Source organism: Pimelobacter simplex, assembly GCF_024662235.1.
In the GTDB taxonomy this organism is placed as follows: domain Bacteria; phylum Actinomycetota; class Actinomycetes; order Propionibacteriales; family Nocardioidaceae; genus Nocardioides.
In genome coordinates, this window is the sequence record NZ_CP096276.1 from 1,690,180 (window position 1) to 1,715,613 (window position 25,434).

General features: G+C 69.0%; 19 protein-coding genes and 3 rRNA genes. 21 read left to right on the forward strand and 1 reads right to left on the reverse strand.

What is annotated here, in order from left to right; all coding sequences use genetic code 11:
• The 9 genes from M0M48_RS08090 (at nucleotide 1) to M0M48_RS08130 (ending at nucleotide 10,793) form a co-directional block, all read left to right on the forward strand.
• Nucleotides 1–525: an arginine repressor gene (locus M0M48_RS08090; protein WP_215814954.1), complete on the forward strand. Its 525-nt coding sequence runs from the start codon at nucleotides 1–3 to the stop codon at nucleotides 523–525.
• Nucleotide 526: 1 nt separating this feature from the next.
• The gene (gene argG, locus M0M48_RS08095; protein ID WP_257750741.1) at nucleotides 527–1,957 is read left to right on the forward strand and encodes an argininosuccinate synthase; all 1,431 of its coding nucleotides are present in this window, start codon (nucleotides 527–529) and stop codon (nucleotides 1,955–1,957) included.
• A 1-nt stretch (nucleotide 1,958) separates the two neighbouring features.
• Entirely contained in the window at nucleotides 1,959–2,432 is a 474-nt protein-coding gene (locus tag M0M48_RS08100) for an NUDIX hydrolase (protein ID WP_215814952.1), read from the forward strand.
• Nucleotides 2,429–3,859, forward strand: a complete 1,431-nt coding sequence (gene argH, locus M0M48_RS08105; RefSeq protein WP_257750742.1) for an argininosuccinate lyase — start codon at nucleotides 2,429–2,431, stop codon at nucleotides 3,857–3,859. The genes M0M48_RS08100 and argH overlap by 4 nt, the downstream gene beginning before the upstream one ends.
• A 22-nt stretch (nucleotides 3,860–3,881) precedes the next feature.
• On the forward strand, nucleotides 3,882–4,481 hold the full coding sequence (locus M0M48_RS08110; protein WP_257750743.1) for a DNA-3-methyladenine glycosylase: 600 nt from the start codon (nucleotides 3,882–3,884) through the stop codon (nucleotides 4,479–4,481).
• Nucleotides 4,482–4,936: 455 nt separating this feature from the next.
• A 16S ribosomal RNA gene (locus M0M48_RS08115) occupies nucleotides 4,937–6,455 on the forward strand.
• Nucleotides 6,456–6,853: 398 nt separating this feature from the next.
• A 23S ribosomal RNA gene (locus M0M48_RS08120) occupies nucleotides 6,854–9,975 on the forward strand.
• 99 nt (nucleotides 9,976–10,074) lie between these two features.
• Nucleotides 10,075–10,191 (forward strand): 5S ribosomal RNA (gene rrf, locus M0M48_RS08125).
• Together the 16S, 23S and 5S rRNA genes form the textbook arrangement of a ribosomal RNA operon.
• 233 nt (nucleotides 10,192–10,424) lie before the next feature.
• Complete coding sequence (locus tag M0M48_RS08130; RefSeq protein WP_215816071.1) at nucleotides 10,425–10,793, forward strand: single-stranded DNA-binding protein; 369 nt, start codon at nucleotides 10,425–10,427, stop codon at nucleotides 10,791–10,793.
• Here M0M48_RS08130 and M0M48_RS08135 read toward each other — a convergent pair.
• Nucleotides 10,753–11,910, reverse strand: a complete 1,158-nt coding sequence (locus M0M48_RS08135; RefSeq protein WP_257750744.1) for a DUF1015 domain-containing protein — start codon at nucleotides 11,908–11,910, stop codon at nucleotides 10,753–10,755. The two genes, M0M48_RS08130 and M0M48_RS08135, sit on opposite strands and share 41 nt — an antisense overlap.
• 50 nt (nucleotides 11,911–11,960) lie before the next feature.
• Between M0M48_RS08135 and M0M48_RS08140 the strand changes: the two genes are divergently transcribed.
• The 12 genes from M0M48_RS08140 to M0M48_RS08195 all read left to right on the forward strand — a co-directional run bounded on the left by M0M48_RS08140 (nucleotide 11,961) and on the right by M0M48_RS08195 (nucleotide 25,433).
• Nucleotides 11,961–12,983, forward strand: coding sequence for an HAD-IIA family hydrolase (locus M0M48_RS08140; protein ID WP_257750745.1), 1,023 nt, complete (start codon nucleotides 11,961–11,963; stop codon nucleotides 12,981–12,983).
• Between the two features lie 9 nt (nucleotides 12,984–12,992).
• Nucleotides 12,993–13,178 (forward strand): hypothetical protein, encoded by a 186-nt coding sequence (locus M0M48_RS08145; RefSeq protein ID WP_215816069.1) that lies wholly within the window; start codon nucleotides 12,993–12,995, stop codon nucleotides 13,176–13,178.
• Complete coding sequence (locus M0M48_RS08150) at nucleotides 13,178–14,011, forward strand: TlyA family RNA methyltransferase (protein WP_215816068.1); 834 nt, start codon at nucleotides 13,178–13,180, stop codon at nucleotides 14,009–14,011. The genes M0M48_RS08145 and M0M48_RS08150 overlap by 1 nt, the downstream gene beginning before the upstream one ends.
• Nucleotides 14,008–14,991 (forward strand): NAD kinase, encoded by a 984-nt coding sequence (locus tag M0M48_RS08155; protein WP_215816067.1) that lies wholly within the window; start codon nucleotides 14,008–14,010, stop codon nucleotides 14,989–14,991. The genes M0M48_RS08150 and M0M48_RS08155 overlap by 4 nt, the downstream gene beginning before the upstream one ends.
• Nucleotides 14,988–16,736, forward strand: coding sequence for a DNA repair protein RecN (gene recN, locus M0M48_RS08160; protein WP_257750746.1), 1,749 nt, complete (start codon nucleotides 14,988–14,990; stop codon nucleotides 16,734–16,736). Before M0M48_RS08155 ends, recN begins: the two co-directional genes overlap by 4 nt.
• A gap of 33 nt (nucleotides 16,737–16,769) precedes the next feature.
• Entirely contained in the window at nucleotides 16,770–18,479 is a 1,710-nt protein-coding gene (locus tag M0M48_RS08165; RefSeq protein ID WP_215816113.1) for a CTP synthase, read from the forward strand.
• A 10-nt stretch (nucleotides 18,480–18,489) separates the two neighbouring features.
• Complete coding sequence (locus M0M48_RS08170; protein WP_257750747.1) at nucleotides 18,490–19,104, forward strand: NUDIX domain-containing protein; 615 nt, start codon at nucleotides 18,490–18,492, stop codon at nucleotides 19,102–19,104.
• Nucleotides 19,097–19,582, forward strand: coding sequence for an Lrp/AsnC family transcriptional regulator (locus tag M0M48_RS08175; protein ID WP_215816064.1), 486 nt, complete (start codon nucleotides 19,097–19,099; stop codon nucleotides 19,580–19,582). Before M0M48_RS08170 ends, M0M48_RS08175 begins: the two co-directional genes overlap by 8 nt.
• A 136-nt stretch (nucleotides 19,583–19,718) precedes the next feature.
• Nucleotides 19,719–20,834 (forward strand): alanine dehydrogenase, encoded by a 1,116-nt coding sequence (gene ald, locus M0M48_RS08180; RefSeq protein ID WP_215816112.1) that lies wholly within the window; start codon nucleotides 19,719–19,721, stop codon nucleotides 20,832–20,834.
• A 4-nt stretch (nucleotides 20,835–20,838) separates the two neighbouring features.
• Nucleotides 20,839–21,792: a site-specific tyrosine recombinase XerD gene (locus M0M48_RS08185; protein WP_257750748.1), complete on the forward strand. Its 954-nt coding sequence runs from the start codon at nucleotides 20,839–20,841 to the stop codon at nucleotides 21,790–21,792.
• Nucleotides 21,785–24,295, forward strand: a complete 2,511-nt coding sequence (locus M0M48_RS08190; protein ID WP_257750749.1) for a DEAD/DEAH box helicase — start codon at nucleotides 21,785–21,787, stop codon at nucleotides 24,293–24,295. The genes M0M48_RS08185 and M0M48_RS08190 overlap by 8 nt, the downstream gene beginning before the upstream one ends.
• A 226-nt stretch (nucleotides 24,296–24,521) precedes the next feature.
• On the forward strand, nucleotides 24,522–25,433 hold the full coding sequence (locus M0M48_RS08195) for a ParA family protein (protein WP_374197017.1): 912 nt from the start codon (nucleotides 24,522–24,524) through the stop codon (nucleotides 25,431–25,433).
• Nucleotide 25,434: the final 1 nt, after the last annotated feature.

The following is a 25,434-nucleotide window of genomic DNA, read 5'->3' on the forward strand; positions in this document are numbered from 1 at the left end:
ATGAGCGAGCACGCCCTGACCCCGATGACCAAGAACGCCCGGCAGGCGATCGTCGTCGAGCTCCTGGAGACCCGCGAGGTGCGGTCCCAGCAGGAGCTCGCCGACCTCCTGGGCGCTCGGGGCGTGCACGTCACCCAGGCCACGCTGAGCCGCGACCTCGTCGAGCTCGACGCGGTCAAGGTGCGCTCGGCCAGCGGCGGCCTCGTCTACGCCGTACCGGCCGAGGGAGGCGACCGGACGCCGGTCACCGGCGAGAGCGCCGCCTCGCAGCACCGGCTGTCCCGGCTGGCCTCCGAGCTGCTCGTCAGCGCCGAGGCCAGTGCCAACCTCGTCGTCCTGCGCACCCCTCCGGGGGCGGCGCAGTTCCTCGCCAGCGCCATCGACAAGGTGGAGCTCGGCGACGTCCTCGGCACCATCGCCGGCGACGACACCGTGCTCGTCATCGGGCGCGATCCTGCCGGGGGAGACGCCCTGGCCCACAAGTTCACCGCTCTCGCCGAAGGCGACACCCGAAAGGATTCATGAGTTGAGCAAGGTCCTGACCTCCCTGCCTCAGGGAGAGCGCGTCGGTATCGCCTTCTCCGGCGGCCTCGACACCTCCGTCGCGGTGGCCTGGATGCGCGACAAGGGCGCCATCCCGTGCACCTACACCGCCGACATCGGCCAGCCCGACGAGCCGGACATCGCCGGCGTCCCCGTCCGCGCCCGCGAGTACGGCGCCGAGATCGCCCGCGCGGTCGACATCAAGCCCCAGCTCGTCGAAGAGGGTCTCGCCGCGCTCGCGTGCGGTGCCTTCCACATCCGCTCCGGCGCCAAGGCCTACTTCAACACCACCCCGCTCGGCCGCGCCGTGACCGGCACGATGCTCGTGCGCGCCATGCAGGCCGACGACGTCAACATCTGGGGCGACGGCTCGACCTACAAGGGCAACGACATCGAGCGGTTCTACCGCTACGGCCTGATGGCCAACCCCGAGCTGCGGATCTACAAGCCCTGGCTCGACGCGGACTTCGTCGCCGAGCTCGGCGGTCGCCATGAGATGAGCGAGTGGCTCGTCGCGCACGGCCTGCCCTACCGCGACTCCACCGAGAAGGCCTACTCCACCGACGCCAACATCTGGGGCGCGACCCACGAGGCCAAGACCTTGGAGCACCTCGACGTCTCGCTCGAGACCGTCGAGCCGATCATGGGCGTGAAGTTCTGGGACCCCTCGGTCGTCATCGAGACCGAGGACGTCGCCGTCACGTTCGAGGCCGGCCGCCCGGTCGCCCTCAACGGCAAGCGGTACGACGACGCGGTGGCCCTGGTCGACGAGGCCAACCGGATCGGCGGACGCCACGGCCTGGGCATGTCCGACCAGATCGAGAACCGGATCATCGAGGCAAAGTCCCGCGGCATCTACGAGGCGCCCGGCATGGCGCTGCTCTTCGCGGCGTACGAGCGGCTGCTCAACGCGATCCACAACGAGGACACGCTCGCCAACTACCACCTCGAGGGCCGCAAGCTCGGCCGGCTGCTCTACGAGGGCCGCTGGCTCGACCCTCAGGCGCTCATGCTGCGCGAGTCGATCCAGCGCTGGATCGCCTCGCTCGTCACCGGCACCGTCACCCTGCGCCTGCGCCGCGGCGACGACTACACGATCCTCAAGACCGACGGCCCGAACTTCTCCTACCACCCCGAGAAGCTCTCGATGGAGCGCGTCGAGAACGCCGCCTTCGGCCCGACCGACCGGATCGGCCAGCTCACCATGCGCAACCTGGACATCGCCGACAGCCGCGCCAAGCTCGAGCTGTACGCCGGCCAGCCCCTCGACCAGGGCACCGTCCTGGTCGAGAACGGCACGCTCTTCGGTGAGCTGCCGGCCGGTGGCTACGACCAGATCACCGCCAACCCCGACGGCGGCGACGAGGGCGAGGCGATCCTCGAGGAGGCCGCCATGGAGCTCGGAACCGACTGACATGCACCACGAGCCGACCCGGCGCACGGTGGCGCGGGTGCTCCCGGTCAGCAGCGCGGGCACCGTCCTGCTGCTGCTCGGCTGCGACCCCGCGGTGCCCGAGGTGCGCTACTGGTTCACCATCGGGGGAGCGGCCGACGCGGGGGAGTCCCTCGCCGCGGCCGGCGCCCGCGAGCTGCGCGAGGAGACCGGCATCGCCGTGGACCCCGCGCGGCTGGGTGAGCCGTTCGGCACGTTCGAGGTGGAGTTCTCCTGGGACGGGCGCGACTACGTCAACGAGTCGACGTTGTTCGCGCTCGCCCTGGAGGAGACGCCGATCAGCTTCGCGGGTCTCGACCAGCTGGAGTCGCAGTCGATCTTCGACGCCGCCTGGTGGACCCCCGACGATCTCGACCACGACGGCCGCGCGGTGGACCCGCGGCTGATCGACCAGATGCGGGCGGCGATCGCGCACGTCCGGGGAGGAACGTCATGAGTACCAACACCGGCAAGCTCTGGGGCGGACGCTTCGAGGGCGGTCCCTCGCCGGAGCTCGACGCGCTCTCGCGCTCGACGCACTTCGACTGGCGCCTGGGCCTCTACGACATCGCCGGCTCCCACGCCCACGCCAAGGCGCTCGGTGCCGCGGGCCTGCTCACCGCCGACGAGGAGGCGACGCTGCACGCCGGGCTCGACGCCCTCGCCGCACGCTTCCGCGACGGCTCGCTGCGGCCCGACCCCTCCGACGAGGACGTGCACGGTGCGCTCGAGCGGCTCCTCATCGAGGAGGTCGGCCCCGAGGTCGGCGGCAAGCTGCGCGCCGGGCGCTCGCGCAACGACCAGATCGCCACGCTCTTCCGCTGCTACCTGCTCGACCACTCGGTGACCGTGGCCGGCCTGGTGCTCGACCTCGTCGACGCCCTGGCCACCCAGGCGGACACGCACCTGACCTCCGTCGACGGGGGAGCGGCGATCATGCCGGGGCGCACCCACCTCCAGCACGCCCAGCCGGTGCTGCTCTCGCACCACCTGCTCGCCCACGCGTGGGCCCTGCTCCGCGACGTCGAGCGCCTCGGCGACTGGCGGCGGCGGGTGGCCGGCGACTCGCCGTACGGATCGGGGGCGCTGGCGGGCCAGAGCCTCGGCCTCGACCCCGAGCTGGTCGCCCGCGAGCTCGGCTTCACCGGCTCCACGGCCAACTCGATCGACGGCACGGCCTCGCGCGACTTCGTCGCCGAGTTCGCCTTCGTGGCCGCGCAGACCGGCATCGACATCAGCCGGATCGCCGAGGAGGTCATCCTCTGGGCGACCAAGGAGTTCGGCTTCGCGACGCTCCACGACTCCTGGTCGACGGGGTCGAGCATCATGCCCCAGAAGAAGAACCCCGACATCTCCGAGCTCGCCCGCGGCAAGGCCGGCCGCCTGGTCGGCAACCTCGCCGGCCTGCTCACCACGCTCAAGGCCCTCCCGCTCGCCTACAACCGGGACCTCCAGGAGGACAAGGAGCCGGTCTTCGACTCCGTCGACACCCTCGAGGTGCTGCTGCCCGCGTTCACCGGGCAGATGGCGACGCTCGTCTTCGACACCGCCCGGATGGGCGAGCTCGCCCCCCAGGGCTTCTCGCTCGCCACCGACATCGCGGAGTGGCTGGTCAAGCAGGGAGTGGCCTTCCGGATCGCCCACGAGCTGGCCGGAGCCTGCGTGCGTGAGTGCGAGGGGCTCGGCATCGAGCTCGACGAGCTCAGCGACGAGCAGTTCGCCGCGATCTCGCCGCACCTCACGCCCGACGTGCGCAGCGTCCTGACCGTCGAGGGCTCCGTCGCCTCGCGCGACGGCCGCGGCGGTACGTCGCCCGTCCGGGTCACCGAGCAGCTCGCCGAGCTGCGCTCCCGCGTCTCCGACGCCCGCACCGCCCTGGCCTGAGTCCCGGACCCCGCCCGGAACCATGTCGCTCGCCGAGCAGCTGGCGGCGCCGCCCCTCGAGGTGGCGCCCCGGCTGCTCGGTGCCGTTTTGCGCCACGGCGCGGTCGCCGTACGGCTGACGGAGGTGGAGGCCTACGCCGGCGCCACCGATCCCGGCTCCCACGCCTACCGCGGCCGGACCCGGCGCAACGCGACCATGTTCGGCCCCGCCGGCCGGCTCTACTGCTACCTCAGCCACGGCATCCACATCTGCGCCAACGTCACCGTGGGGGAGGAGCACGGCCCGGGCGCCGTCCTGCTCCGCGCCGGCGAGGTCGTCGCCGGCCTCGACCTCGCGCGCGAACGTCGTCCCGGTTCCTCCGATCGCGACCTCGCCCGCGGCCCCGGTCGTCTCGGCCGGGCCCTCGGCCTCACCCTCGCCCTGGACGGCACCGACCTCGACGCCGGCGACCTCCGGCTCGAGCTGCCGGACCAGCCGGTCCCGGCCTCCGTCGTACGGACCGGGCCGCGGACCGGCCTGCGCCGGGCCAGCGACCGCCCCTGGCGCTCCTGGATCGACGGCGATCCCACCGTCTCCGCCTATCGACGCCATCCCCGCGCCGAGGGTCCCGAGCCCTCCTGAGGGGGTCTCCGGGAGCGCATTTCACGCTCAGAGAACGCCCTCCGGACGTGGGGGGACCCCCCGATTTGCAACCCGGCCGCCATGTGTTGGTAATGTTCTTCCTGCCGGGCCACGCGGCAGAAAAACTTCGGGCCAAGGTCCTAGACCTAGCCAAACGAAGTTTCGTCGTGTGCCCAGCACCCGGGGCTCGCCCCACCCAGACACTCCGGCCGAACAGGCCGAGTTGACGGGGAGGAACGAACCGGGTAAGGTTTCACAGGTTGCCCCGCGACTTAAGCCCACCAGGGTGAGAGCGCGAGAGCGTGTGATGTTTGAGAACTCAACAGTGTGTCATGCAAATAGATTGTTGTGACGTTTGTGCGTCCGGCCTTCTTGGTTGGATGTGTGTTTGTGGCAATGATGATGATTCTGACAACGTTGTTGTCAGTGTCCGTCGATTGTCAGGTTAGAATTTTCTTATGGAGAGTTTGATCCTGGCTCAGGACGAACGCTGGCGGCGTGCTTAACACATGCAAGTCGAGCGGAAAGGCTCCTTCGGGAGTACTCGAGCGGCGAACGGGTGAGTAACACGTGAGTAATCTGCCCTGGACTCTGGGATAGCCACCGGAAACGGTGATTAATACCGGATATGACCACTCTAGGCATCTAGTGGTGGTGGAAAGTTTTTCGGTCCAGGATGTGCTCGCGGCCTATCAGCTTGTTGGTGAGGTAATGGCTCACCAAGGCTTTGACGGGTAGCCGGCCTGAGAGGGTGACCGGTCACACTGGGACTGAGACACGGCCCAGACTCCTACGGGAGGCAGCAGTGGGGAATATTGGACAATGGGCGGAAGCCTGATCCAGCAACGCCGCGTGAGGGATGACGGCCTTCGGGTTGTAAACCTCTTTCAGTACCGACGAAGCGAAAGTGACGGTAGGTACAGAAGAAGGACCGGCCAACTACGTGCCAGCAGCCGCGGTAATACGTAGGGTCCGAGCGTTGTCCGGAATTATTGGGCGTAAAGGGCTCGTAGGCGGTTTGTCGCGTCGGGAGTGAAAACAGCGGGCTTAACTCGTTGCTTGCTTTCGATACGGGCAGACTAGAGGTATGCAGGGGAGAATGGAATTCCTGGTGTAGCGGTGAAATGCGCAGATATCAGGAGGAACACCGGTGGCGAAGGCGGTTCTCTGGGCATTACCTGACGCTGAGGAGCGAAAGTGTGGGGAGCGAACAGGATTAGATACCCTGGTAGTCCACACCGTAAACGTTGGGCGCTAGGTGTGGGGTCCTTTCCACGGATTCCGTGCCGTAGCTAACGCATTAAGCGCCCCGCCTGGGGAGTACGGCCGCAAGGCTAAAACTCAAAGGAATTGACGGGGGCCCGCACAAGCGGCGGAGCATGCGGATTAATTCGATGCAACGCGAAGAACCTTACCTGGGTTTGACATACACCGGAAGCCCCTAGAGATAGGGGTCTCATTGATACTGGTGTACAGGTGGTGCATGGCTGTCGTCAGCTCGTGTCGTGAGATGTTGGGTTAAGTCCCGCAACGAGCGCAACCCTCGTTCCATGTTGCCAGCGGGTTATGCCGGGGACTCATGGGAGACTGCCGGGGTCAACTCGGAGGAAGGTGGGGATGACGTCAAGTCATCATGCCCCTTATGTCCAGGGCTTCACGCATGCTACAATGGCCGGTACAAAGGGCTGCGATCCCGTGAGGGGGAGCGAATCCCAAAAAGCCGGTCTCAGTTCGGATTGGGGTCTGCAACTCGACCCCATGAAGTCGGAGTCGCTAGTAATCGCAGATCAGCAACGCTGCGGTGAATACGTTCCCGGGCCTTGTACACACCGCCCGTCACGTCACGAAAGTCGGCAACACCCGAAGCCGGTGGCCTAACCCTTGTGGGGGGAGCCGTCGAAGGTGGGGCTGGCGATTGGGACGAAGTCGTAACAAGGTAGCCGTACCGGAAGGTGCGGCTGGATCACCTCCTTTCTAAGGAGCACACCCCGTGACATCAGCCGAATGTGCTGGATGCGTTGGGGGTGTTCACTAGTGGAACACAATGATCGTTTGCAGCTTAAGCCCGGCGTTTGTTGGGTGGTTTGGTTGTGAGTTTGTATGGCACGCTGTTGGGTGTCTGAGGCATCAGACGCTGCAGGCCCCGGATGTGGGTTTGTGGTGCTGGTCGGCTTCTGGCTGTTTGATTTCTTCATAGTGGACGCGAGCATATAATAGTGTTTGTTTCGTGATGATTGTTTGTGTGTGTTCTCTATTATGGTTTGTTCCATGATGGGACCGCCGGCATGTGCACAGGTAGTTGACGCATCGTCTTCGGCAGCTCTTCGGGGTTGTTGGTGGAGGTGTTGTTGTGTGTGTTGGTGGTTTGTTGTGGGCAAGTTGTTAAGGGCACATGGTGGATGCCTTGGCATCGAGAGCCGATGAAGGACGTGGGAGCCTGCGATATGCCCTGGGGAGTTGGCAACCGAGCGTTGATCCGGGGATGTCCGAATGGGGAAACCCAGCACGAGTTATGTCGTGTTACCTGCACCTGAATGAAATAGGGTGTGTGGAGGGAACAAGGGGAAGTGAAACATCTCAGTACCCTTAGGAAGAGAAAACAACCGTGATTCCGAGAGTAGTGGCGAGCGAAATCGGATGAGGCTAAACCTACTTCATGTGATAGCCGGCAGGCGTTGTGGAGTGGGGGTTGTGGGAGTGTTGTTGTTGCCTCTGCCGGGGTGGCGCACAGTAAGAAACCAGACACGAGGTCGAAGTCCGTTGGAAAGCGGTGCCGTAGCGGGTGATAGCCCCGTAGACGATAGGGTCTGGCTGTGTTCAGCATTTCCCAAGTAACACGCTACTCCTGGAATGGTGTGTGAATCTGGCGGGACCACCCGTTAAGCCTAAATACTCCTCGATGACCGATAGCGGACCAGTACCGTGAGGGAAAGGTGAAAAGTACCCCTGGCGGGGAGTGAAATAGTACCTGAAACCATGTGCCTACAATCCGTCAAAGCCTGTGAGGGTGATGGCGTGCCTTTTGAAGAATGAGCCTGCGAGTTAGCGATACGTGGCGAGGTTAACCCGTGTGGGGTAGCCGTAGCGAAAGCGAGTCTGAATAGGGCGTTTGAGTCGCGTGTTCTAGACCCGAAGCGGAGTGATCTATCCATGGGCAGGTTGAAGCGCCGGTAAGACGGCGTGGAGGACCGAACCCACTTCAGTTGAAAATGGAGGGGATGACCTGTGGATAGGGGTGAAAGGCCAATCAAACTCCGTGATAGCTGGTTCTCCCCGAAATGCATTTAGGTGCAGCGTTGCGTGTTTCTTGCCGGAGGTAGAGCACTGGATAGCCGATGGGCCCGACCAGGTTACTGACGTTAGCCAAACTCCGAATGCCGGTAAGTGTGAGCGTGGCAGTGAGACTGTGGGGGATAAGCTTCATAGTCGAGAGGGAAACAGCCCAGACCATCGGCTAAGGCCCCTAAGAGGCGGCTAAGTGGAAAAGGATGTGGAGTCGCAGTGACAACCAGGAGGTTGGCTTGGAAGCAGCCACCCTTGAAAGAGTGCGTAATAGCTCACTGGTCAAGTGATTCCGCGCCGACAATGTAGCGGGGCTCAAGCCGCCCGCCGAAGCCATGGCAATCGCATTTAACCCAGGCCACTACTTGATGGTGGTCCAGGGGTGCGGTTGGGTAGGGGAGCGTCGTGTCACGGGTGAAGCGCCGGAGTGATCCAGGTGTGGATGTGACACGAGTGAGAATGCAGGCATGAGTAGCGAATCACGGGTGAGAAACCCGTGCGCCGATTGATCAAGGGTTCCAGGGTCAAGCTAATCTGCCCTGGGTGAGTCGGGACCTAAGGCGAGGCCGACAGGCGTAGTCGATGGACAACGGGTTGATATTCCCGTACCGGCGAAATGGCGCCCATGATGAGCCCGGTGATGCTAACCACCCAAAGCACCTCGTATCGATGTCTTCGGACGGAGAGCTTGGTGTGGAGCGTGGGACCCGACCCGGTAGTAGTCAAGCGATGGGGTGACACAGGAAGGTAGCCCAACCGCCGCGATGGTAGACGGCGGGTAAGCATGTAGGGGGTGTGGTAGGCAAATCCGCCACACGGCCGTTTGATCGGTAGCCCTGAGATGTGATGCCGACCCCGTAGGGGGGAAGTGGGTGATCCTATGCTGTCGAGAAAAACCTCTAGCGAGCCATGAGCCGCCCGTACCCGAAACCGACTCAGGTGATCAGGTAGAGAATACCGAGGCGATCGAGACAACCATGGTTAAGGAACTCGGCAAAATGCCCCCGTAACTTCGGGAGAAGGGGGGCCCGGATCGTGTACCCACTTGCTGGGGAAGCGGGAAGGGCCGCAGAGACCAGGGGAAAGCGACTGTTTACTAAAAACACAGGTCCGTGCGAAGTTGTAAGACGATGTATACGGACTGACTCCTGCCCGGTGCTGGAAGGTTAAGAGGACGGGTTAGACGTAAGTCGAAGCTCAGAATTTAAGCCCCAGTAAACGGCGGTGGTAACTATAACCATCCTAAGGTAGCGAAATTCCTTGTCGGGTAAGTTCCGACCTGCACGAATGGAGTAACGACTTTCCTACTGTCTCAACCATGGACTCGGCGAAATTGCACTACGAGTAAAGATGCTCGTTACGCGCGGCAGGACGGAAAGACCCCGGGACCTTTACTATAGTTTGGCATTGGTGTTTGGTTCGGCTTGTGTAGGATAGGTGGGAGACTGTGAAGCGGCCACGCCAGTGGTTGTGGAGTCAACGTTGAAATACCACTCTGGTCGTACTAGATGTCTAACCTAGGGCCATGATCTGGTTCAGGGACAGTGCCTGATGGGTAGTTTAACTGGGGCGGTTGCCTCCCAAAGAGTAACGGAGGCGCTCAAAGGTTCCCTCAGCCTGGTTGGCAATCAGGTGTTGAGTGTAAGTGCACAAGGGAGCTTGACTGTGAGACAGACATGTCGAGCAGGGACGAAAGTCGGAACTAGTGATCCGGCAACTGCGAGTGGAAGCGTTGTCGCTCAACGGATAAAAGGTACCCCGGGGATAACAGGCTGATCTTCCCCAAGAGTCCATATCGACGGGATGGTTTGGCACCTCGATGTCGGCTCGTCGCATCCTGGGGCTGGAGTAGGTCCCAAGGGTTGGGCTGTTCGCCCATTAAAGCGGCACGCGAGCTGGGTTTAGAACGTCGTGAGACAGTTCGGTCCCTATCCGCCGCGCGCGTAGGAAACTTGAGAAAGGCTGTCCCTAGTACGAGAGGACCGGGATGGACGAACCTCTGGTGTGCCAGTTGTACCGCCAGGTGCATGGCTGGTTGGCTACGTTCGGAAGTGATAACCGCTGAACGCATCTAAGCGGGAAGCACGTTTCAAGATGAGGTTTCCCACCCCTTGTGGGTTAAGGCCCCCAAAAGATGATTGGGTTGATAGGCCGGAGGTGTACAGCAGCAATGCCTAGCCGACCGGTACTAATAGGCCGAAGACTTGCCACAACAAACCCCCAACACACCCAACAACACACAAGATGAACACTTGGTGTGCTGCGCGTCCACATGAAGACCAACCCCAGACATACATGGGGTTCATAGAGTTACGGCGGCCATAGCGGCAGGGAAACACCCGGTCCCATCCCGAACCCGGAAGTTAAGCCTGCCAGCGCCGATGGTACTGCAACCGAGAGGCTGTGGGAGAGTAGGACGCCGCCGGACATACATTGGCTCAGGGCCAGCACTTTTCAGTGCTGGCCCTGAGTTCTTTTTGCGTTCTTTGCTTCTCAGCAGGCGCGAGATCGTCCGTGGATCGTCCCCAGGGACGGTGACGTGCGGGTCTTGTCCACAGGGCCGGGCGGAGCGCTTCGCGCGAGGGCGTGCGCGGGCGAGGATCGATGCGAAGGAGGAGCCAGGAGGCTCCTCACGCCGGTTCTCGGGAAGCAGGTGACGACATGACGGCGGACGTCGCGTCAGGAGCGGTGAGCAACAACAGCGTCGTGCTGAGCGGCCGGGTCGGCGGTGAGCCGGTGGAGCGCGAGCTGGCCAGTGGTGATCGGGTGTGCAGCTGCCGGTTGATCGTCACCCGTTCCGACGTGCGGGTGCTCGCGTCCGGTCGCCGGAGCTCCTCGGTCGACGTCATCGACCTGGTGAGCTGGACGCCACGGATCCGCCGCTCGATGCGCAGCTGGCACGCCGGCGACGAGGTCCGAGTCGAGGGTGAGCTGCGCCGGCGCTTCTTCAAGGCGGGGGAGCGGACCGCCTCGCGGGTGGAGGTCGAGGTCAGTGCGGCGCGTCGGAGTCGTCGCGGAGCGAGCGGATGAGCACGCCCAGGCTCGGTTTGGGCTGGAACGAGGTGGCCTTCTCCGGGAGCAGCCGGTCGGCCGCGGCGACGCGGAGCACGAGCTCGACCGAGGGTGCCGGCATCAGGACCGAGATGGCATCTGGCCGGGCGCCGCCGAGGGCGTCGTCGACCGTGTGGTGGTAGGCGATCGCCGCGGGTCCGTGCGGCAGGGCCGGCACGATCCGGCGGTGCAGTGCCTCGACCGCAGCCTCGTCGGGTCCGATGTCGAGGGTGACCACGGCCCAGCGCTCCCCGTCGGTGGCAGCCAGCCGCTGGGCGGACAGTGCGCTGACGGCGTCGGCCTGGCTCTGCAGTCGGAACTCGAGCCCGAGCGTCTCGGCGGCGTCACGCAGGTCGTCGAGCGAGGTCCCGCTCAGGGTCCGGTGGATCGGGCCGAGGAAGAGCGGCGTCGCGTCCTGGTCGACCAGCATGGCCAGGCCGAGGTCGGTCGGCGGCGGGGTGGAGGGCGAGGGTGCTCCGGCCTGGCGGCGCTGCAGGCGCAGGTAGGCGGCGTAGCGGTGGTGTCCGTCGGCGATGAGGGCCCGGCTGTCCGCGAGCTGCTCGGCGATGGCGGCGAGGTCGGTGGCGTCGCGGATCGCCCAGATCCGGTGCTCCTGGCCGCCGCGGTCGGTGAAGGCGTGGTCGGGCTCGCCGTCCACCACACGGTCGAGGAGGGCGCGCAGCTCCGGTGTCCCCTGGTGCACCAGGAGGATGGGCGCGGGGTTGAGCTGCATCTCCTCCATCCGGTCGGCCAGGTCGTCGGCCTGGGCGGGGTGGATGCCCTCGTGCGGCAGGATCGCACGGTCCTCGGGCCGAGCGGCGCGGCGCGAGACGTCGAGGGCCCCGACGAGGCCGCGCACGGTCATCCCGGCGGAGCTGTACTCGTGGAGGTAGAGCGCCGGCTCACGGTCGGCACGGACGAAGCCGCGGGCCTGCCAGCGCAGGAGCCGGGCCGAGACGTCCTTGTAGGGCCGCGCGAAGGCCCGGCCGGTGGTCGGGTTGCCGACGCGGGCGGGCGCGAGCATGAGCGCCGCGAAGGGCTCGAGGCGCAGCGGACCAGCGACGTACGGCGGCGTCACCAGGGTCGTTGCGTCCATCAGGGCATCGTACGGAGCCCGTGGGTGGGGCGGCTGGCAAGGTGGAGGCTGTGTTGCTCACATCCAGCGAACCGCTCGCCCACGCCTACGACCTCGCGATGCTCGACCTCGACGGCGTGGTCTACGTCGGATCGGACGCGGTGCCGGGAGCGGCCGCGCACGTGGGGTGGGCGCGGGAGGCGGGGATGCGGGTCGCCTTCATCACCAACAACGCCTCGCGGCCGCCGCAGGCGGTGGCCGCGCACCTGTCCGAGCTGGGGGTGAGCGCGACGGCTGACGACGTGGTGACGAGTGCCCAGGCGGCCGCGCGGGTGCTGCGCGAGCGCTACGGGGCGGGGGCGCGGGTGGTCAGCCTCGGGGCGGACGGGCTCCGGGCGGCGCTCGAGGAGGCGGGGCTGGTGCCGGTGGGCTTCGCGGACGAGGCGGTGGCGGTGGCCAGCGGGTACGGCCCCGACCTGCGCTGGAGCGACCTGATGCGGGTGGCGGTGCGGATCCGCGACGGGCTGCCGTGGCTGGCGAGCAACAGCGACCACACCATCCCGACCCCGTACGGCGTCGCGCCGGGCCACGGCGTCCTCGTGGACATGCTCAGCCGGTTCGCCGGGGTCACGCCCGAGGTCGCCGGCAAGCCGTCGCGGCCCCTGCTGGACGAGACGATCCGCCGGGTCGGCGGGGACCGTCCGCTGATGGTGGGCGACCGGCTCGACACCGACATCGAGGGCGCCCGCAACGCAGGCGTGGACTCGCTGCTGGTGCTGACCGGCGTGACCGGGCTGGGCGAGCTGGTCGCGGCGCGCGGGGCGCTGCGGCCGACGTACGTGGCGCCGGACCTGGGCGGGCTGACGACCGGGCACGGCGCGCCGGAGCGCGACGGGGAGCGCTGGACGCTCGGCGGCTGGGCGGGCTCGGTCCGTGACGGCCGGCTGCAGGTCGACCGGATCGCCGCCGACGCCGCCGCGGCCGACTGGTGGCGGGTGGCCGCGGTGACCGCCTGGCACCACCTCGACACGACGGGGACGGTGGTCGACATCGCCGGGGTCCGGGTCCCCGGGAGCGACGGGGCGGCGCGGTAGCCTCGCAGCATGACCGAGGTACCTGTGCCGGCGCCCACGCCGACCGGCATCGACGCCGTCGACCGCGTGCTCGACCTGGTCGCCGGGCTCGACCGGCGACCGCTCGAGGAGCACGCGGGTGTCCTCGAGGAGGCGCACGCCGAGCTGCGGCGCACCCTCGACCACCCGCCGGCTCCACCGACCGCCGCGCCGTAGTGCCACCGCGACGACTGCGGCTCGACGCGGAGCTGGTCCGCCGCGGGCTGGCGCCGTCCCGCGAGCGCGCGGCCCAGCTGATCGCCGACGGGCGGGTCAAGGTGGCGGGTGCGGTGGCGTCCAAGGCGGCCACGGGGGTCACCACCGACGTGGCGATCGTGGTGCGCGAGGGCGAGCACGGTCCGGACTACGTCTCGCGCGGGGCGCACAAGCTGCTGGGGGCGCTGACCGCGTTCGCTCCGCTGGGTCTGGCGGTGGCCGGGCGGCGGTGCCTGGACGCGGGGGCGTCGACGGGTGGGTTCACCGACGTCTTGCTGCGGGCGGGGGCGGCCGAGGTGGTGGCGGTCGACGTCGGCTACGGGCAGCTGCACTGGTCGCTGCAGCAGGACGAGCGGGTGAGCGTCCACGACCGGACCAACGTCCGGACGCTGAGCGCCGACGACATCGGGGGACCGGTGGACGTGGTGGTGGGCGACCTGTCGTTCATCTCGCTGCGCCTGGTCCTCGACGCGCTGCTCGGGGTGACCCGGGACGACGGCGACCTGGCGCTGATGGTCAAGCCGCAGTTCGAGGTCGGCAAGGACCGGCTGGGCAAGGGCGGCGTGGTCCGGGACCCGGAGCTGTGGGTCGAGACCGTCCTGGACGTCGCCCATGCGGCGGCCGAGCGGGGCTGGGGGGCGCGGGCGGTGACGGTGAGCCCGCTGCCGGGTCCCTCGGGCAACGTGGAGTTCTTCCTGTGGCTGCGCAAGGGGGCGCCGGAGCTGGACGACGAGTCCATCGCGGAGGTCGTCCGGCGCGGAACGTCGGGGGTGGATGAGAGGGTGAGTCCATGACCACCACAGGGACGGGCGCGACGCCGGCGGAGACGCCACGGCGGGTGCTCGTCCTCGCCCACACCGGCCGGTCCGAGGCGCGCGACGTGGCGCGGGCGTTCGTCAAGGAGCTGACCGGGCACGGCATCGTGGTCCGGCTGCTGCACCACGAGGCCGACGACCTCGACCTGGTGCCCGAGGACTACGTGCCGCGGGTCGAGCTGACCGACTCCGAGACCGACGCGAGCCACGGCTGCGAGCTGACGGTGGTGATCGGTGGCGACGGCAGCATCCTGCGCGCGGCCGAGGTGACCCACGAGCGCTCGACGCCGGTGCTGGGGGTCAACCTGGGCCACGTCGGGTTCCTGGCCGAGGCCGAGCACGAGGACGTGGCGGCGACGATCGACGCGATCGTCGAGCAGCGCTACACGACCGAGGACCGGCTGACCCTCGACGTCCGGGCGTTCGTCGACGGCGAGCTGGTCTACGCGACGTTCGCGGTCAACGAGGCGAGCGTCGAGAAGGCGGCCCGCGAGCGGATGCTCGAGGTGGTCGTCGAGGTCGACAGCCGTCCGCTCTCGCGCTGGGGCTGCGACGGGGTGGTGTGCGCGACGCCGACGGGGTCGACCGCCTACAACTTCAGCGCCGGCGGGCCGATCGTGTGGCCCCAGGTCGAGGCGCTGTGCATCGTGCCGCTGAGCGCGCACGCGCTGTTCTCCCGGCCGATGGTGGTGGCGCCGTCGTCGGTGATCGCGATCGAGGTGCTCCAGGGCAACCAGGGCTCCGGGGTCCTGTGGTGCGACGGGCGGCGCAGCGTCGACCTGCCGCCGGGGGCCCGGATCGAGGTGAGCCGGGGGCTGCGGCCGGTCCGGCTGGTCCGGCTGCACCAGGCGCCGTTCACCGACCGGCTGGTGGCCAAGTTCGGCCTCTCGGTCGAGGGCTGGCGCGGGGCGGCGGAGCAACGACGACAAGAACGACGGGCCCGAGGGGAGGACGCATGATCGAGGAGCTGCGGATCAGCTCGCTGGGAGTCATCGACTCCTCCACGCTCGAGCTCGGTCCGGGTCTGACCGTGATCACCGGTGAGACCGGTGCCGGCAAGACCATGGTGGTCACCGCGCTCGGGCTGCTGCTGGGCGGGCGGGCCGACAGCGGCGCGGTCCGGGCCGGTGCCAAGCAGGCGCGCGTCGAGGGCCTGGTCTCGGTCAAGGCGCTGCCCCAGCTGCTCGCCGCGGTCGAGGAGGCCGGCGGCGAGGCCGACGACGACGGCGTGGTGCTCGCCCGCAACGTGAGCGCCGAGGGGCGCTCGCGGGCGTTCGCGGGCGGTGCCTCCGTCCCGATCGCGACGCTGGCCGAGATCGCCGAGCCGCTGGTCGCGGTCCACGGGCAGTCCGACCAGCACCGGCTGCTCAAGCCGCAGACCCAGCGCCAGGCGCTCGACCGGTTCGGCAAGCTCGACAAGCTGCTGACGAAGTACGCCACCGTCCACGACCGGCTGGTCGCCACCGAGCGCGAGCTGGCCGAGGTGACCGCGACGGCGCGCGAGCGGGCCCGCGAGGCCGACCTGCTGAGGTTCGGCGTCGACGAGGTGGCCGCGGTCGCGCCCCAGCCCGGCGAGGACGCCGAGCTGGCGGCCGAGGAGGCCCGGCTGGGCCACTCCGACACGCTGCGCGGCGCCGCCGAGCAGGCCCGCGAGGCGCTCTCCAGCGAGCAGGGCTCGCCCGACGCGATGGGAGCGGTCGCCGCGGCGCGGGGGCTGCTCGACGGCGTGCGCGACCACGACCCCGCCGCGGCCGAGCTGGCCGACCGGGTCACCGAGGTGAGCTACCTGCTCTCCGACGTGGCGGCCGACGTGGCGTCGTACGCCTCGCGCATCGACACCGACCCGCACCGGCTCGCGGCCGTCTCCGAGCGCCGGGCGGCGCTCGTCGCCCTCACCCGCAAGTACGGCGAGACGGTCGACGAGGTCCTCGCCTGGGCCGAGCGCTCCGCGCTGCGCCTGCTCGACCTCGACTCCACCGACGACCGGATCAAGGAGCTCGCGGCCCGGTCCGCAGCGCTGCGGGCCGACCTGGCCGCCGCGGGCGCCGAGCTGACCGAGGCCCGGGTCAAGGCCGCCAGCCGGCTCGGTACGGCGGTCTCCGACGAGCTGACCCTGCTGGCGATGCCGCACGCGGTGGTCACCCTCCGGGTCGCGCCGCGGGCCGCTGAGGCGCCGGCCGATCCCGCGCACCCGCCGGCCGACCTGCTGCTGGTGGGGGAGCGCTGGGTCCGGTTCGGGCGCAGCGGGCTCGACGAGGTCGAGTTCCTGCTGGCGGCCAACACCGGCTCCGAGCCCCGCCCGCTCCACAAGGGCGCCTCGGGCGGTGAGCTGTCCCGGGTGATGCTGGCCGTCGAGGTGTGCCTGGCCGGCACCAGCCCGGTGCCGACGTTCGTCTTCGACGAGGTCGACTCGGGCGTGGGCGGTGCGGCGGCGGTCGAGATCGGGCGCCGGCTGGCGAGGCTCGCCGGCGACGCCCAGGTCCTCGTGGTCACCCACCTGCCGCAGGTGGCCGCGTTCGCCGACCGGCACGTGCTGGTCGAGAAGTCCAGCGACGGCACGGTGACCAGCTCAGGCCTGGTCACGCTCGACGACGCGGCCCGCGAGCGGGAGCTCTCTCGCATGCTGGCCGGCCTCGCCGAGTCCGACACGGCACTCGCGCACGCACGCGAGCTGCTCGACCTGGCGCGGCGACGTAACGGTTGAGGACTTCGAGTAGTAGGATGGAATCCCGTGAACATGGCGCCGGGTAGTGGTTCGAATCGACAGGCAAAGCACGTCTTCGTCACCGGAGGCGTCGCCTCCTCGCTGGGCAAGGGCCTGACCGCCTCCAGCCTCGGCCGGCTGCTGCGCTCGCGCGGCCTGCGGGTCACCATGCAGAAGCTCGACCCGTACCTCAACGTCGACCCCGGGACGATGAACCCGTTCCAGCACGGCGAGGTGTTCGTCACCAACGACGGCGCCGAGACCGACCTCGACATCGGGCACTACGAGCGCTTCCTCGACACCGATCTCAACCAGATCGCCAACGTGACGACCGGGCAGGTCTACTCGTCGGTCATCGCCAAGGAGCGCAAGGGCGAGTACCTCGGCGACACGGTCCAGGTGATCCCGCACATCACCAACGAGATCAAGGACCGCATCCTGGCCATGGGCCACGGTGAGGAGCCGGTCGACGTGGTGATCACCGAGATCGGTGGCACGGTGGGCGACATCGAGTCGCTGCCGTTCCTCGAGGCCGCGCGCCAGGTGCGTCACGACATCGGCCGCGACAACGTCTTCTTCCTGCACGTCTCGCTGGTGCCGTTCATCGGTCCCTCGGGCGAGCTCAAGACCAAGCCCACCCAGCACTCGGTCGCCGCGCTGCGCCAGGTCGGCATCCAGCCCGACGCCGTGGTCTGCCGCGCCGACCGCGAGCTGCCGGAGAGCATCAAGAAGAAGATCTCCCTGATGTGCGACGTCGACCAGGAGGCCGTGGTCACCGCGGCCGATGCGCCGTCGATCTACGACATCCCCAAGGTGCTGCACCGCCAGGGCCTCGACGCCTACGTCGTGCGCCGGCTCAACCTGCCCTTCCGCGACGTCGACTGGACCGTCTGGGACGACCTGCTCCGCCGGGTGCACCACCCCAAGGAGGACGTCACCATCGCGCTGGTCGGCAAGTACATCGACCTGCACGACGCCTACCTCTCGGTCACCGAGGCGCTGCGCGCGGGCGGCTTCGCCCACGAGGCCAAGGTCCACCTGCGCTGGGTCGCCTCCGACGAGTGCGAGACCCAGGCCGGCGCGACCAAGCACCTGGCCGACGTCGACGCGATCTGCGTCCCCGGCGGCTTTGGCATCCGCGGCCTCGAGGGCAAGCTCGGCGCGCTGACCTACGCCCGGGCCCACGGCATCCCGACCCTCGGCCTGTGCCTGGGCCTGCAGTCGATGGTCATCGAGTACGCCCGCACCGAGCTCGGCCTGACCAAGGCCGGCTCGACCGAGTTCGACCCGGACACCCCGGAGCCGGTCATCGCCACGATGGAGGAGCAGAAGTCCATCGTCGAGGGCGCCGGCGACCTGGGCGGCACCATGCGTCTGGGTCTCTACCCGGCCCAGCTCAAGGCCGGCACGATCGCGCGCGAGGTCTACGGCGCCGAGGTGATCGAGGAGCGGCACCGCCACCGCTACGAGGTCAACAACGCCTACCGCAGCCAGCTCGAGGAGGCCGGGCTGGTCTTCTCCGGGCTCAACACCGACCTCGACCTGGTCGAGTTCGTCGAGCTGCCGCGCGAGGTGCACCCCTACTACATCGGCACCCAGGCGCACCCCGAGCTCCGGTCCCGGCCGACCCGTCCGCACCCGCTGTTCGCGGGTCTGGTCGGCGCCGCGATCGCCCGGCAGCGCGAGACGCGCCTCGAGATCGACGACTCCGGCCTGCACGCCGAGCCGACCGACGACGAGTGACGGCCGCGCCGTGGCGGTCCTGAGGGACACTCCCGAGGTCTGGCCGGTCGACTCCAGCACCGACCTGCACCGTGACGGCTGGGTGCTGGCCCTGCGCTCGGACCAGGTACGCCGGCCGGGCGCCGACGACGAGGGCGACTTCCGGCGCCTGGTCGTCGAGCACCCGGGCGCGGCGGTCATCTTGGCCGTCGACGCCGAGGACCGGGTGCTCTGCCTGCGCCAGTACCGCCACCCGGCGGCGCACCGGCTGGTCGAGCTGCCCGCCGGCGTGTGCGACCACCCCGGGGAGGACCCGGTCGAGGTCGCCCGGCGCGAGCTGCGCGAGGAGGCCTCGCTGGCCGCCGAGCGGTGGACCCACCTGCTCTCGACGTGGAGCTCGCCGGGCTACTCCGCCGAGCGGATCCACTACTTCCTCGCCGAGGACCTGAGCGAGGCCGACCGCGGCGACTTCGAGCTGCGCCACGAGGAGGCCGACCTCGAGGTGCTCTGGGTGCCCTTCGCCGACCTCGTCGACGCGATCCTGGCCGGCGACGTCGCCGACGGGCCCGTCGTCCAGGCGGTGCTCGCGCTCCAGGTCCGCCGCGACCGGGACCGCGACCGGGACCAGGAGCCCCGCCGTGGTTGAGCTCGACCCGATCGACGCCGCCATCGTCCGCGAGCTCCAGGACGACGCCCGCCTCGCCAACAACGTGCTGGCCGCCCGGGTCGGCATCGCCCCCTCGACCTGCCACGGCCGGGTGCGCGCGCTCTTCGAGCGCGGGGTCATCCGCGGCGCGCACGCCGAGGTCGACCAGGCCAGCATCGGCCGCCCGCTCCAGGCGATGATCTCGGTCCGGCTGCGCCCGCACGCCCGGGGCGAGCTGAGCGCCTTCGCGCACGCCATGTCGACGCTGCCCGAGGTGCTCAACGTCTACTTCCTCGCCGGTGCCGACGACTTCCTGATCCACGTCGCCACGGCCGGCTCGGAGGAGCTGCGCGAGTTCGTGCTGCACCACCTCAGCGGCACCAAGGACGTCGCGATGACCGAGACCAGCCTGATCTTCGAGCACCTGCGGGGCAGTCCGGTCGCACAGGCTTCGGCGCAGCGCCCGGCGCAAGCCTGATCGCCGACGATCCGATCCGGATTTCCGCGCGCGGCACGAATTCTCGCTGGCGCGTCTAGCGGTGGTGTCGACTGATCTTCATGATTTCTCTCCACAGAGGAATTCGCCACGGATTCCACGATCAGGAGGGATGCCCATGCGCGTCGGCGTGCCGAAGGAAGTCAAGAACCACGAGTACCGGGTGGCGATCACGCCGATCGGTGTCCACGAGCTGGTGGCGCACGGCCACGAGGTCGTGATCCAGACCGGTGCCGGGGTCGGCTCGTCGATCAGCGACGACGACTACACGGCCGCGGGCGCCACGATCCTCCCCGACGCGGACGCCGTCTGGGGCAGCGCCGAGATGATCCTCAAGGTCAAGGAGCCGGTCGCCGAGGAGTACCACCGGATGCGGGAGGGCCAGGTCCTCTTCACCTACCTCCACCTGGCCGCCGACAAGGCGCTGACCGACGAGCTCGTCGCGCGCAAGGTCACCGCGATCGCCTACGAGACGGTGCAGCTGCCCTCGGGCGCGCTGCCGCTGCTCTACCCGATGTCCGAGGTGGCCGGCTGCCTGGCGCCCCAGGTCGGCGCCTACTCGCTGATGAAGGCCCAGGGCGGCCGCGGGGTGCTCATGGGCGGCGTCGGCGGCGTCGCGAACGCCAAGGTCGTCATCATCGGTGCGGGCGTCTCGGGTCAGAACGCGGCCAACATCGCGCTCGGCATGGGGGCGGACGTCACCCTGCTCGACACCGACCTCGACAAGCTGCGGATGTCGTTCTGGCGCTACAACAACCGGGTGCACGGCCTGGCCTCGTCCAAGCTGACGCTCGAGCAGCAGGTGATGGAGGCCGACCTCGTCATCGGCGCGGTCCTCATCCCCGGCGCGGCGGCGCCCAAGCTGGTCTCCAACGAGCTGGTCTCGCGGATGAAGCCCGGCTCGGTGCTCGTCGACATCGCCGTCGACCAGGGCGGCTGCTTCGAGGACACCCGGCCCACCACGCACGCCGACCCGACCTACCAGGTGCACGGCTCGACGTTCTACTGCGTGGCCAACATGCCCGGCGCCGTGCCGAACACGTCGACCTACGCGCTGACCAACGCCACCCTCCCGTACGCCGTGGCGCTGGCCGACAAGGGCTGGCGCGACGCGTGCCGGGCCGACGCGAGCCTGGCGCTGGGCCTCAACACCCACGCCGGCCTGCTGACCAACGCCCCGGTGGGCGAGGCCACGGGCGTCCCGGCGGTGCCGATCAGCGAGGCGCTAGCCTGACCAGGTGAGTCAGGGAGGTGCGGTGGATCGAGCGGTCCGCACCTATCTGGACCACCTCGCCGTCGAGAAGGGCCTGGCGGTCAACACGCTGACCTCCTACCGGCGCGACCTGCGCCGCTACCGGGAGCACCTCGCGGGCGAGGCGATCACCTCGCTCGACGAGGTCACCGAGGCCACCGTCACCGAGTTCCTGATGAGGCTGCGCGAGGGCGACGCCGAGCACCCGCCGCTGAGCGCGTCGAGCGCGGCGCGCACGGTGGTCGCGGTGCGCGGCTTCCACAAGTTCGCGGTCGCCGACGGGCTGGCCGCGGCCGACCCGGCCGCGGGGGTCAAGCCGCCCAGCCCGGCCAAGCGCCTGCCGAAGGCGCTCCCGCTGGCCGACGTCGAGGCGATCCTCGAGGCGGCCGGCGCCGCGGACACCCCGCTCGCGCTGCGCGACCGGGCGCTGCTGGAGATCCTCTACGGCACCGGCGCGCGCATCTCCGAGGCGGTCGGCCTCGACGTCGACGACGCCAGCCACCTCGCGGTGCCTGAGCTCGACCAGGCCGACGCGACGGTGCTGCTGCGTGGCAAGGGCGGCAAGGAGCGGCTGGTGCCGGTCGGCTCCTACGCCCGCGCCGCGCTCGCGGCGTACCTGGTGCGGGGGCGGCCGGCGCTCGTCGCCGCCGCGACACCGGCGCTGTTCCTCAACGCCCGCGGCGGCCGGCTGAGCCGGCAGTCGGCCTGGGCCGTGCTGGTCAAGGCCGCCGAGCGGGCCGGGGTGACCCGCGACGTCTCACCCCACACGCTGCGCCACTCGTTCGCGACGCACCTGCTCGACGGCGGCGCCGACGTACGTGTCGTCCAGGAGCTGCTCGGCCACGCGTCGGTCACGACCACGCAGGTCTACACGCTCGTCACCGTCGACAACCTGCGCGAGGTCTTCGCCACCGCGCACCCGAGGGCCCGCCATGGCTGACGCCTACGACCGCATCCTGGAGCACGCCGAGAGCCAGGGGCTCACGCTCTACCCGCACCAGGAGGACGCGATCCTGGCGCTGCTCTCCGGCGACAACGTCGTGCTGGCCACGCCGACCGGCTCGGGCAAGTCGCTGGTCGCGATGGCCGCCGCGATGGGTGCGATCGCCGACGACCGGGTGACCTTCTACACCGCGCCGATCAAGGCGCTGGTGAGCGAGAAGTTCTTCGACCTCGTCGAGGTCTTCGGCGCTGCGGACGTCGGCATGCTCACCGGCGACGTCGCGGTCAACGCCGACGCCCCGATCATCTGCTGCACCGCCGAGGTGCTCGCCAACATCGCGCTGCGCGAGGGCACGGCCGCCGACGTCGGCATGGTCGTCATGGACGAGTTCCACTTCTACGGCGAGCCGGGCCGCGGCTGGGCCTGGCAGGTGCCGCTCATCGAGCTGCCCCAGGCGCAGTTCCTGCTCATGTCAGCGACCCTCGGCGACACGACCGAGCTCGCCGCCGACCTGACCCGCCGCAACGGGCGCGAGACCACGATCGTCGACGACGCCGAGCGGCCGGTGCCGCTGGACTTCAGCTGGTCGCTGGAGCCGATGGGGGACAAGCTCGAGGAGCTCGTCACCACCGGCCAGGGCCCGGTCTACGTCGTCCACTTCACCCAGGCGGCCGCGGTCGAGCACGCGGTCTCGCTGCTGAGTGGGCCCGGCCGCCTCGACACGGTCCTGCCCAAGGACCGCAAGGAGCAGATCGCCGAGAAGATCGCCGGGGTCCGGTTCGCGGCCGGCTTCGGCAAGACCCTCAACAAGCTGCTGCGCCAGGGGATCGGCGTCCACCACGCCGGCATGCTGCCGCGCTACCGCCGCCTGGTCGAGCAGCTCGCCCAGGCCGGCCTGCTGACCGTCATCTGCGGCACCGACACCCTCGGCGTCGGCATCAACGTCCCCATCCGCACGGTGCTGTTCACCGGGCTGGCCAAGTTCGACGGGTCGCGGCAGCGGGTGCTGCGCACCCGCGAGTTCCTCCAGATCGCCGGGCGCGCGGGCCGTGCGGGCTACGACACGGCCGGGTACGTCGTCGTCCAGGCGCCCGAGCACGTCATCGACAACGAGAAGGCCAAGGCCAAGTCCGAGGCCAAGAACGCCGCCAACCCCAAGAAGAAGTCCAAGCCCCAGCTGCGCAAGCCGCCCGAGGGCACGGTCGTGTGGAGCGAGCAGACCTTCGAGAAGCTGGTCGCCGGCAAGCCGGACCCGCTCAAGTCGCAGATGAAGGTCGACAACGCGATGCTCGTCAACGTCCTCTCCCGCGAGGAGGACGCCTTCCCGGTGCTGCGCCGGCTGCTGATGGACAACCACGAGGAGCGGCGCAGCCAGCTGCGGCTGGCCAAGCGGGCGGTCCGGCTGGCCCGCAGCCTGGTCACCTCCGAGGTGGTGACCCGGCTCGACGAGCTCGACGGCTTCGGCCGCCGCTACGTGCTGACCGAGGCGCTGCCCGACGACTTCGCGCTCAACCAGCCGCTCTCGCACTTCGCGCTGGCGGTGCTCGACGTGCTCGACCCCGACAGCGACACGTTCATGCTCGACGTGATCTCGGTCGTCGAGGCCACGCTCGAGGCGCCGCGGCCGCTGCTCATGGCCCAGCGCCATGCGGCCCGGGGTGACGCGATCGCCGCGCTCAAGGCCGACGGCGTCGAGTACGACGAGCGGATGGCCCTCGTCGAGGACATCACCTGGCCCGAGCCGCTGAGCGACCTGCTGGAGCCGCTGTTCGAGACCTACCGCGAGCGCCACCCCTGGCTCTCGCCCGACGCGCTGGCGCCCAAGTCGGTCGTGCGCGAGATGTGGGAGCAGGGGATGGGGTTCACCGACCTCGTCTCCCGCTACCAGGTGGCGCGCTCCGAGGGACTGGTGCTGCGCTACCTGACCGACGCCTACCGGGCGCTGCGCCAGACCGTGCCGGCGTCGTACCGGACCGAGGAGCTGGAGCTGCTCGTCGACTGGCTGGGCGAGACGGTGCGCCAGGTCGACTCCTCGCTGCTCGACGAGTGGGAGGCGCTCAACGACCCCGCCCACGCCACGCGCGAGGTCAGCCACCACGCGCCGCCGCCCCCGCCGCGACCGCTCAGCCAGCAGGGCCGGGTCTTCGACGTCATGGTGCGCAACGCGATGTGGCGCCGGGTCGAGCTCTTCGCCCGCGATGACGTACCGGGACTGGCCGCGCTCGACGAGGGCGGCGACTACGGCGAGGCCCAGTGGGACGCCGCGCTCGAGGCCTACTTCACCGAGCACGACCGGCTGCTCACCGACGGCGACGCCCGCGGCCCGGTGCTGCTCACCGTCGAGAAGCGGCCCGGCACCACCTGGGAGGCCACCCAGACGCTGCACGACCCGGAGGGCAACCACGACTGGGTGATCGTCGCCGACGTGGACCTCGCGGCCAGCGACGAGGCGGGGGAGGCCGTCGTACGGACGGTCGACGTGCGCTCGCTCACCGACTGAGCCCGACGCCACGCCGCGGCCCTTCGGCGCGCCTCCAGAATGTCGCCGTGTCGACATTGTTGGATGAAGGGGTCACGGGCTCTGGGGAAGGAGCCCGACCACAACACACGTGAGGTGAGCCACCATGGTCGGCGGTTTCTACGGAGGATCCAGCGCGCCGGACATGCCGCCGCGGGCGCCGATCCCGGCCCCGGGCAGCGACGTCCCGCTGGGGACGGAGGATGCGATGACACTGCAGTTCCCGGTACCCGAGCGCGAGCCGGAGCCCAGCCGCGCGTCGGTCCAGACGCTCAGCGGCGAGCCCGGCCCGACCGGTCGCCCGATGCCCGAGCTGCCCGACCCGAAGCCGGTCGCCCAGCACGGCAACGCGCGCGTGATCGCCATGTGCAACCAGAAGGGCGGCGTCGGCAAGACGACGACGACCATCAACCTCGGCGCCGCGCTGGCCGAGTTCGGCCGCAAGGTGCTGCTGGTCGACTTCGACCCGCAGGGCTCGCTGTCGGTGGGCCTGGGGCTCAACCCGCACGAGATGGACCTGACGGTCTACAACCTGCTGATGGACCCCGAGACGCGCCTCGACGAGGTCGTCGTCCCCTCGGGCGTGCCCGGCATGGACCTGCTGCCCTCCAACATCGACCTGTCGGCCGCCGAGGTACAGCTGGTGCACGAGGTCGCGCGCGAGCAGACCCTGCAGCGTGTGCTGGCCCCCGCCGTCGCCGAGTACGACGTCATCCTGATCGACTGCCAGCCCTCCCTGGGCCTGCTCACGGTCAACGCGCTGACCGCCTCGAACGGCGTGATCGTGCCGCTGGAGTGCGAGTACTTCGCGCTGCGCGGCGTCGCGCTGCTCAAGGCGACCATCGACAAGGTCAAGCAGCGGCTCAACCCCGACCTCGAGGTCGACGGCGTCCTCGGCACCATGTACGACGGCCGCACGCTCCACGGCCGCGAGGTGCTCGAGCGGCTGGTGCAGGCCTGGGGCGACCAGGTCTTCCACACCGTCATCCGCCGGACCGTGAAGTTCTCCGACTCCACCGTGGCCGGCGAGCCGATCACGTCGTACGCCTCCGGGTCGAGTGGAGCGGAGGCGTACCGCCAGCTCGCGAAGGAGGTGGCGCTGCGGTGTCCCGACGTGTGAG

What these genes read in the sequence shown, in the direction of transcription:
- M0M48_RS08090 (WP_215814954.1), top strand. Translation starts at nt 1, where the DNA reads ATGAGCGAGCACGCCCTGACCCCGATGACCAAGAACGCCCGGCAGGCG.
- M0M48_RS08100 (WP_215814952.1), top strand. Translation starts at nt 1,959, where the DNA reads ATGCACCACGAGCCGACCCGGCGCACGGTGGCGCGGGTGCTCCCGGTC.
- argH (WP_257750742.1), top strand. Translation starts at nt 2,429, where the DNA reads ATGAGTACCAACACCGGCAAGCTCTGGGGCGGACGCTTCGAGGGCGGT.
- M0M48_RS08110 (WP_257750743.1), top strand. Translation starts at nt 3,882, where the DNA reads ATGTCGCTCGCCGAGCAGCTGGCGGCGCCGCCCCTCGAGGTGGCGCCC.
- M0M48_RS08130 (WP_215816071.1), top strand. Translation starts at nt 10,425, where the DNA reads ATGACGGCGGACGTCGCGTCAGGAGCGGTGAGCAACAACAGCGTCGTG.
- M0M48_RS08135 (WP_257750744.1), bottom strand. Translation starts at nt 11,910, where the DNA reads ATGGACGCAACGACCCTGGTGACGCCGCCGTACGTCGCTGGTCCGCTG.
- M0M48_RS08145 (WP_215816069.1), top strand. Translation starts at nt 12,993, where the DNA reads ATGACCGAGGTACCTGTGCCGGCGCCCACGCCGACCGGCATCGACGCC.
- M0M48_RS08155 (WP_215816067.1), top strand. Translation starts at nt 14,008, where the DNA reads ATGACCACCACAGGGACGGGCGCGACGCCGGCGGAGACGCCACGGCGG.
- recN (WP_257750746.1), top strand. Translation starts at nt 14,988, where the DNA reads ATGATCGAGGAGCTGCGGATCAGCTCGCTGGGAGTCATCGACTCCTCC.
- M0M48_RS08165 (WP_215816113.1), top strand. Translation starts at nt 16,770, where the DNA reads ATGGCGCCGGGTAGTGGTTCGAATCGACAGGCAAAGCACGTCTTCGTC.
- ald (WP_215816112.1), top strand. Translation starts at nt 19,719, where the DNA reads ATGCGCGTCGGCGTGCCGAAGGAAGTCAAGAACCACGAGTACCGGGTG.
- M0M48_RS08190 (WP_257750749.1), top strand. Translation starts at nt 21,785, where the DNA reads ATGGCTGACGCCTACGACCGCATCCTGGAGCACGCCGAGAGCCAGGGG.
- M0M48_RS08195 (WP_374197017.1), top strand. Translation starts at nt 24,522, where the DNA reads ATGACACTGCAGTTCCCGGTACCCGAGCGCGAGCCGGAGCCCAGCCGC.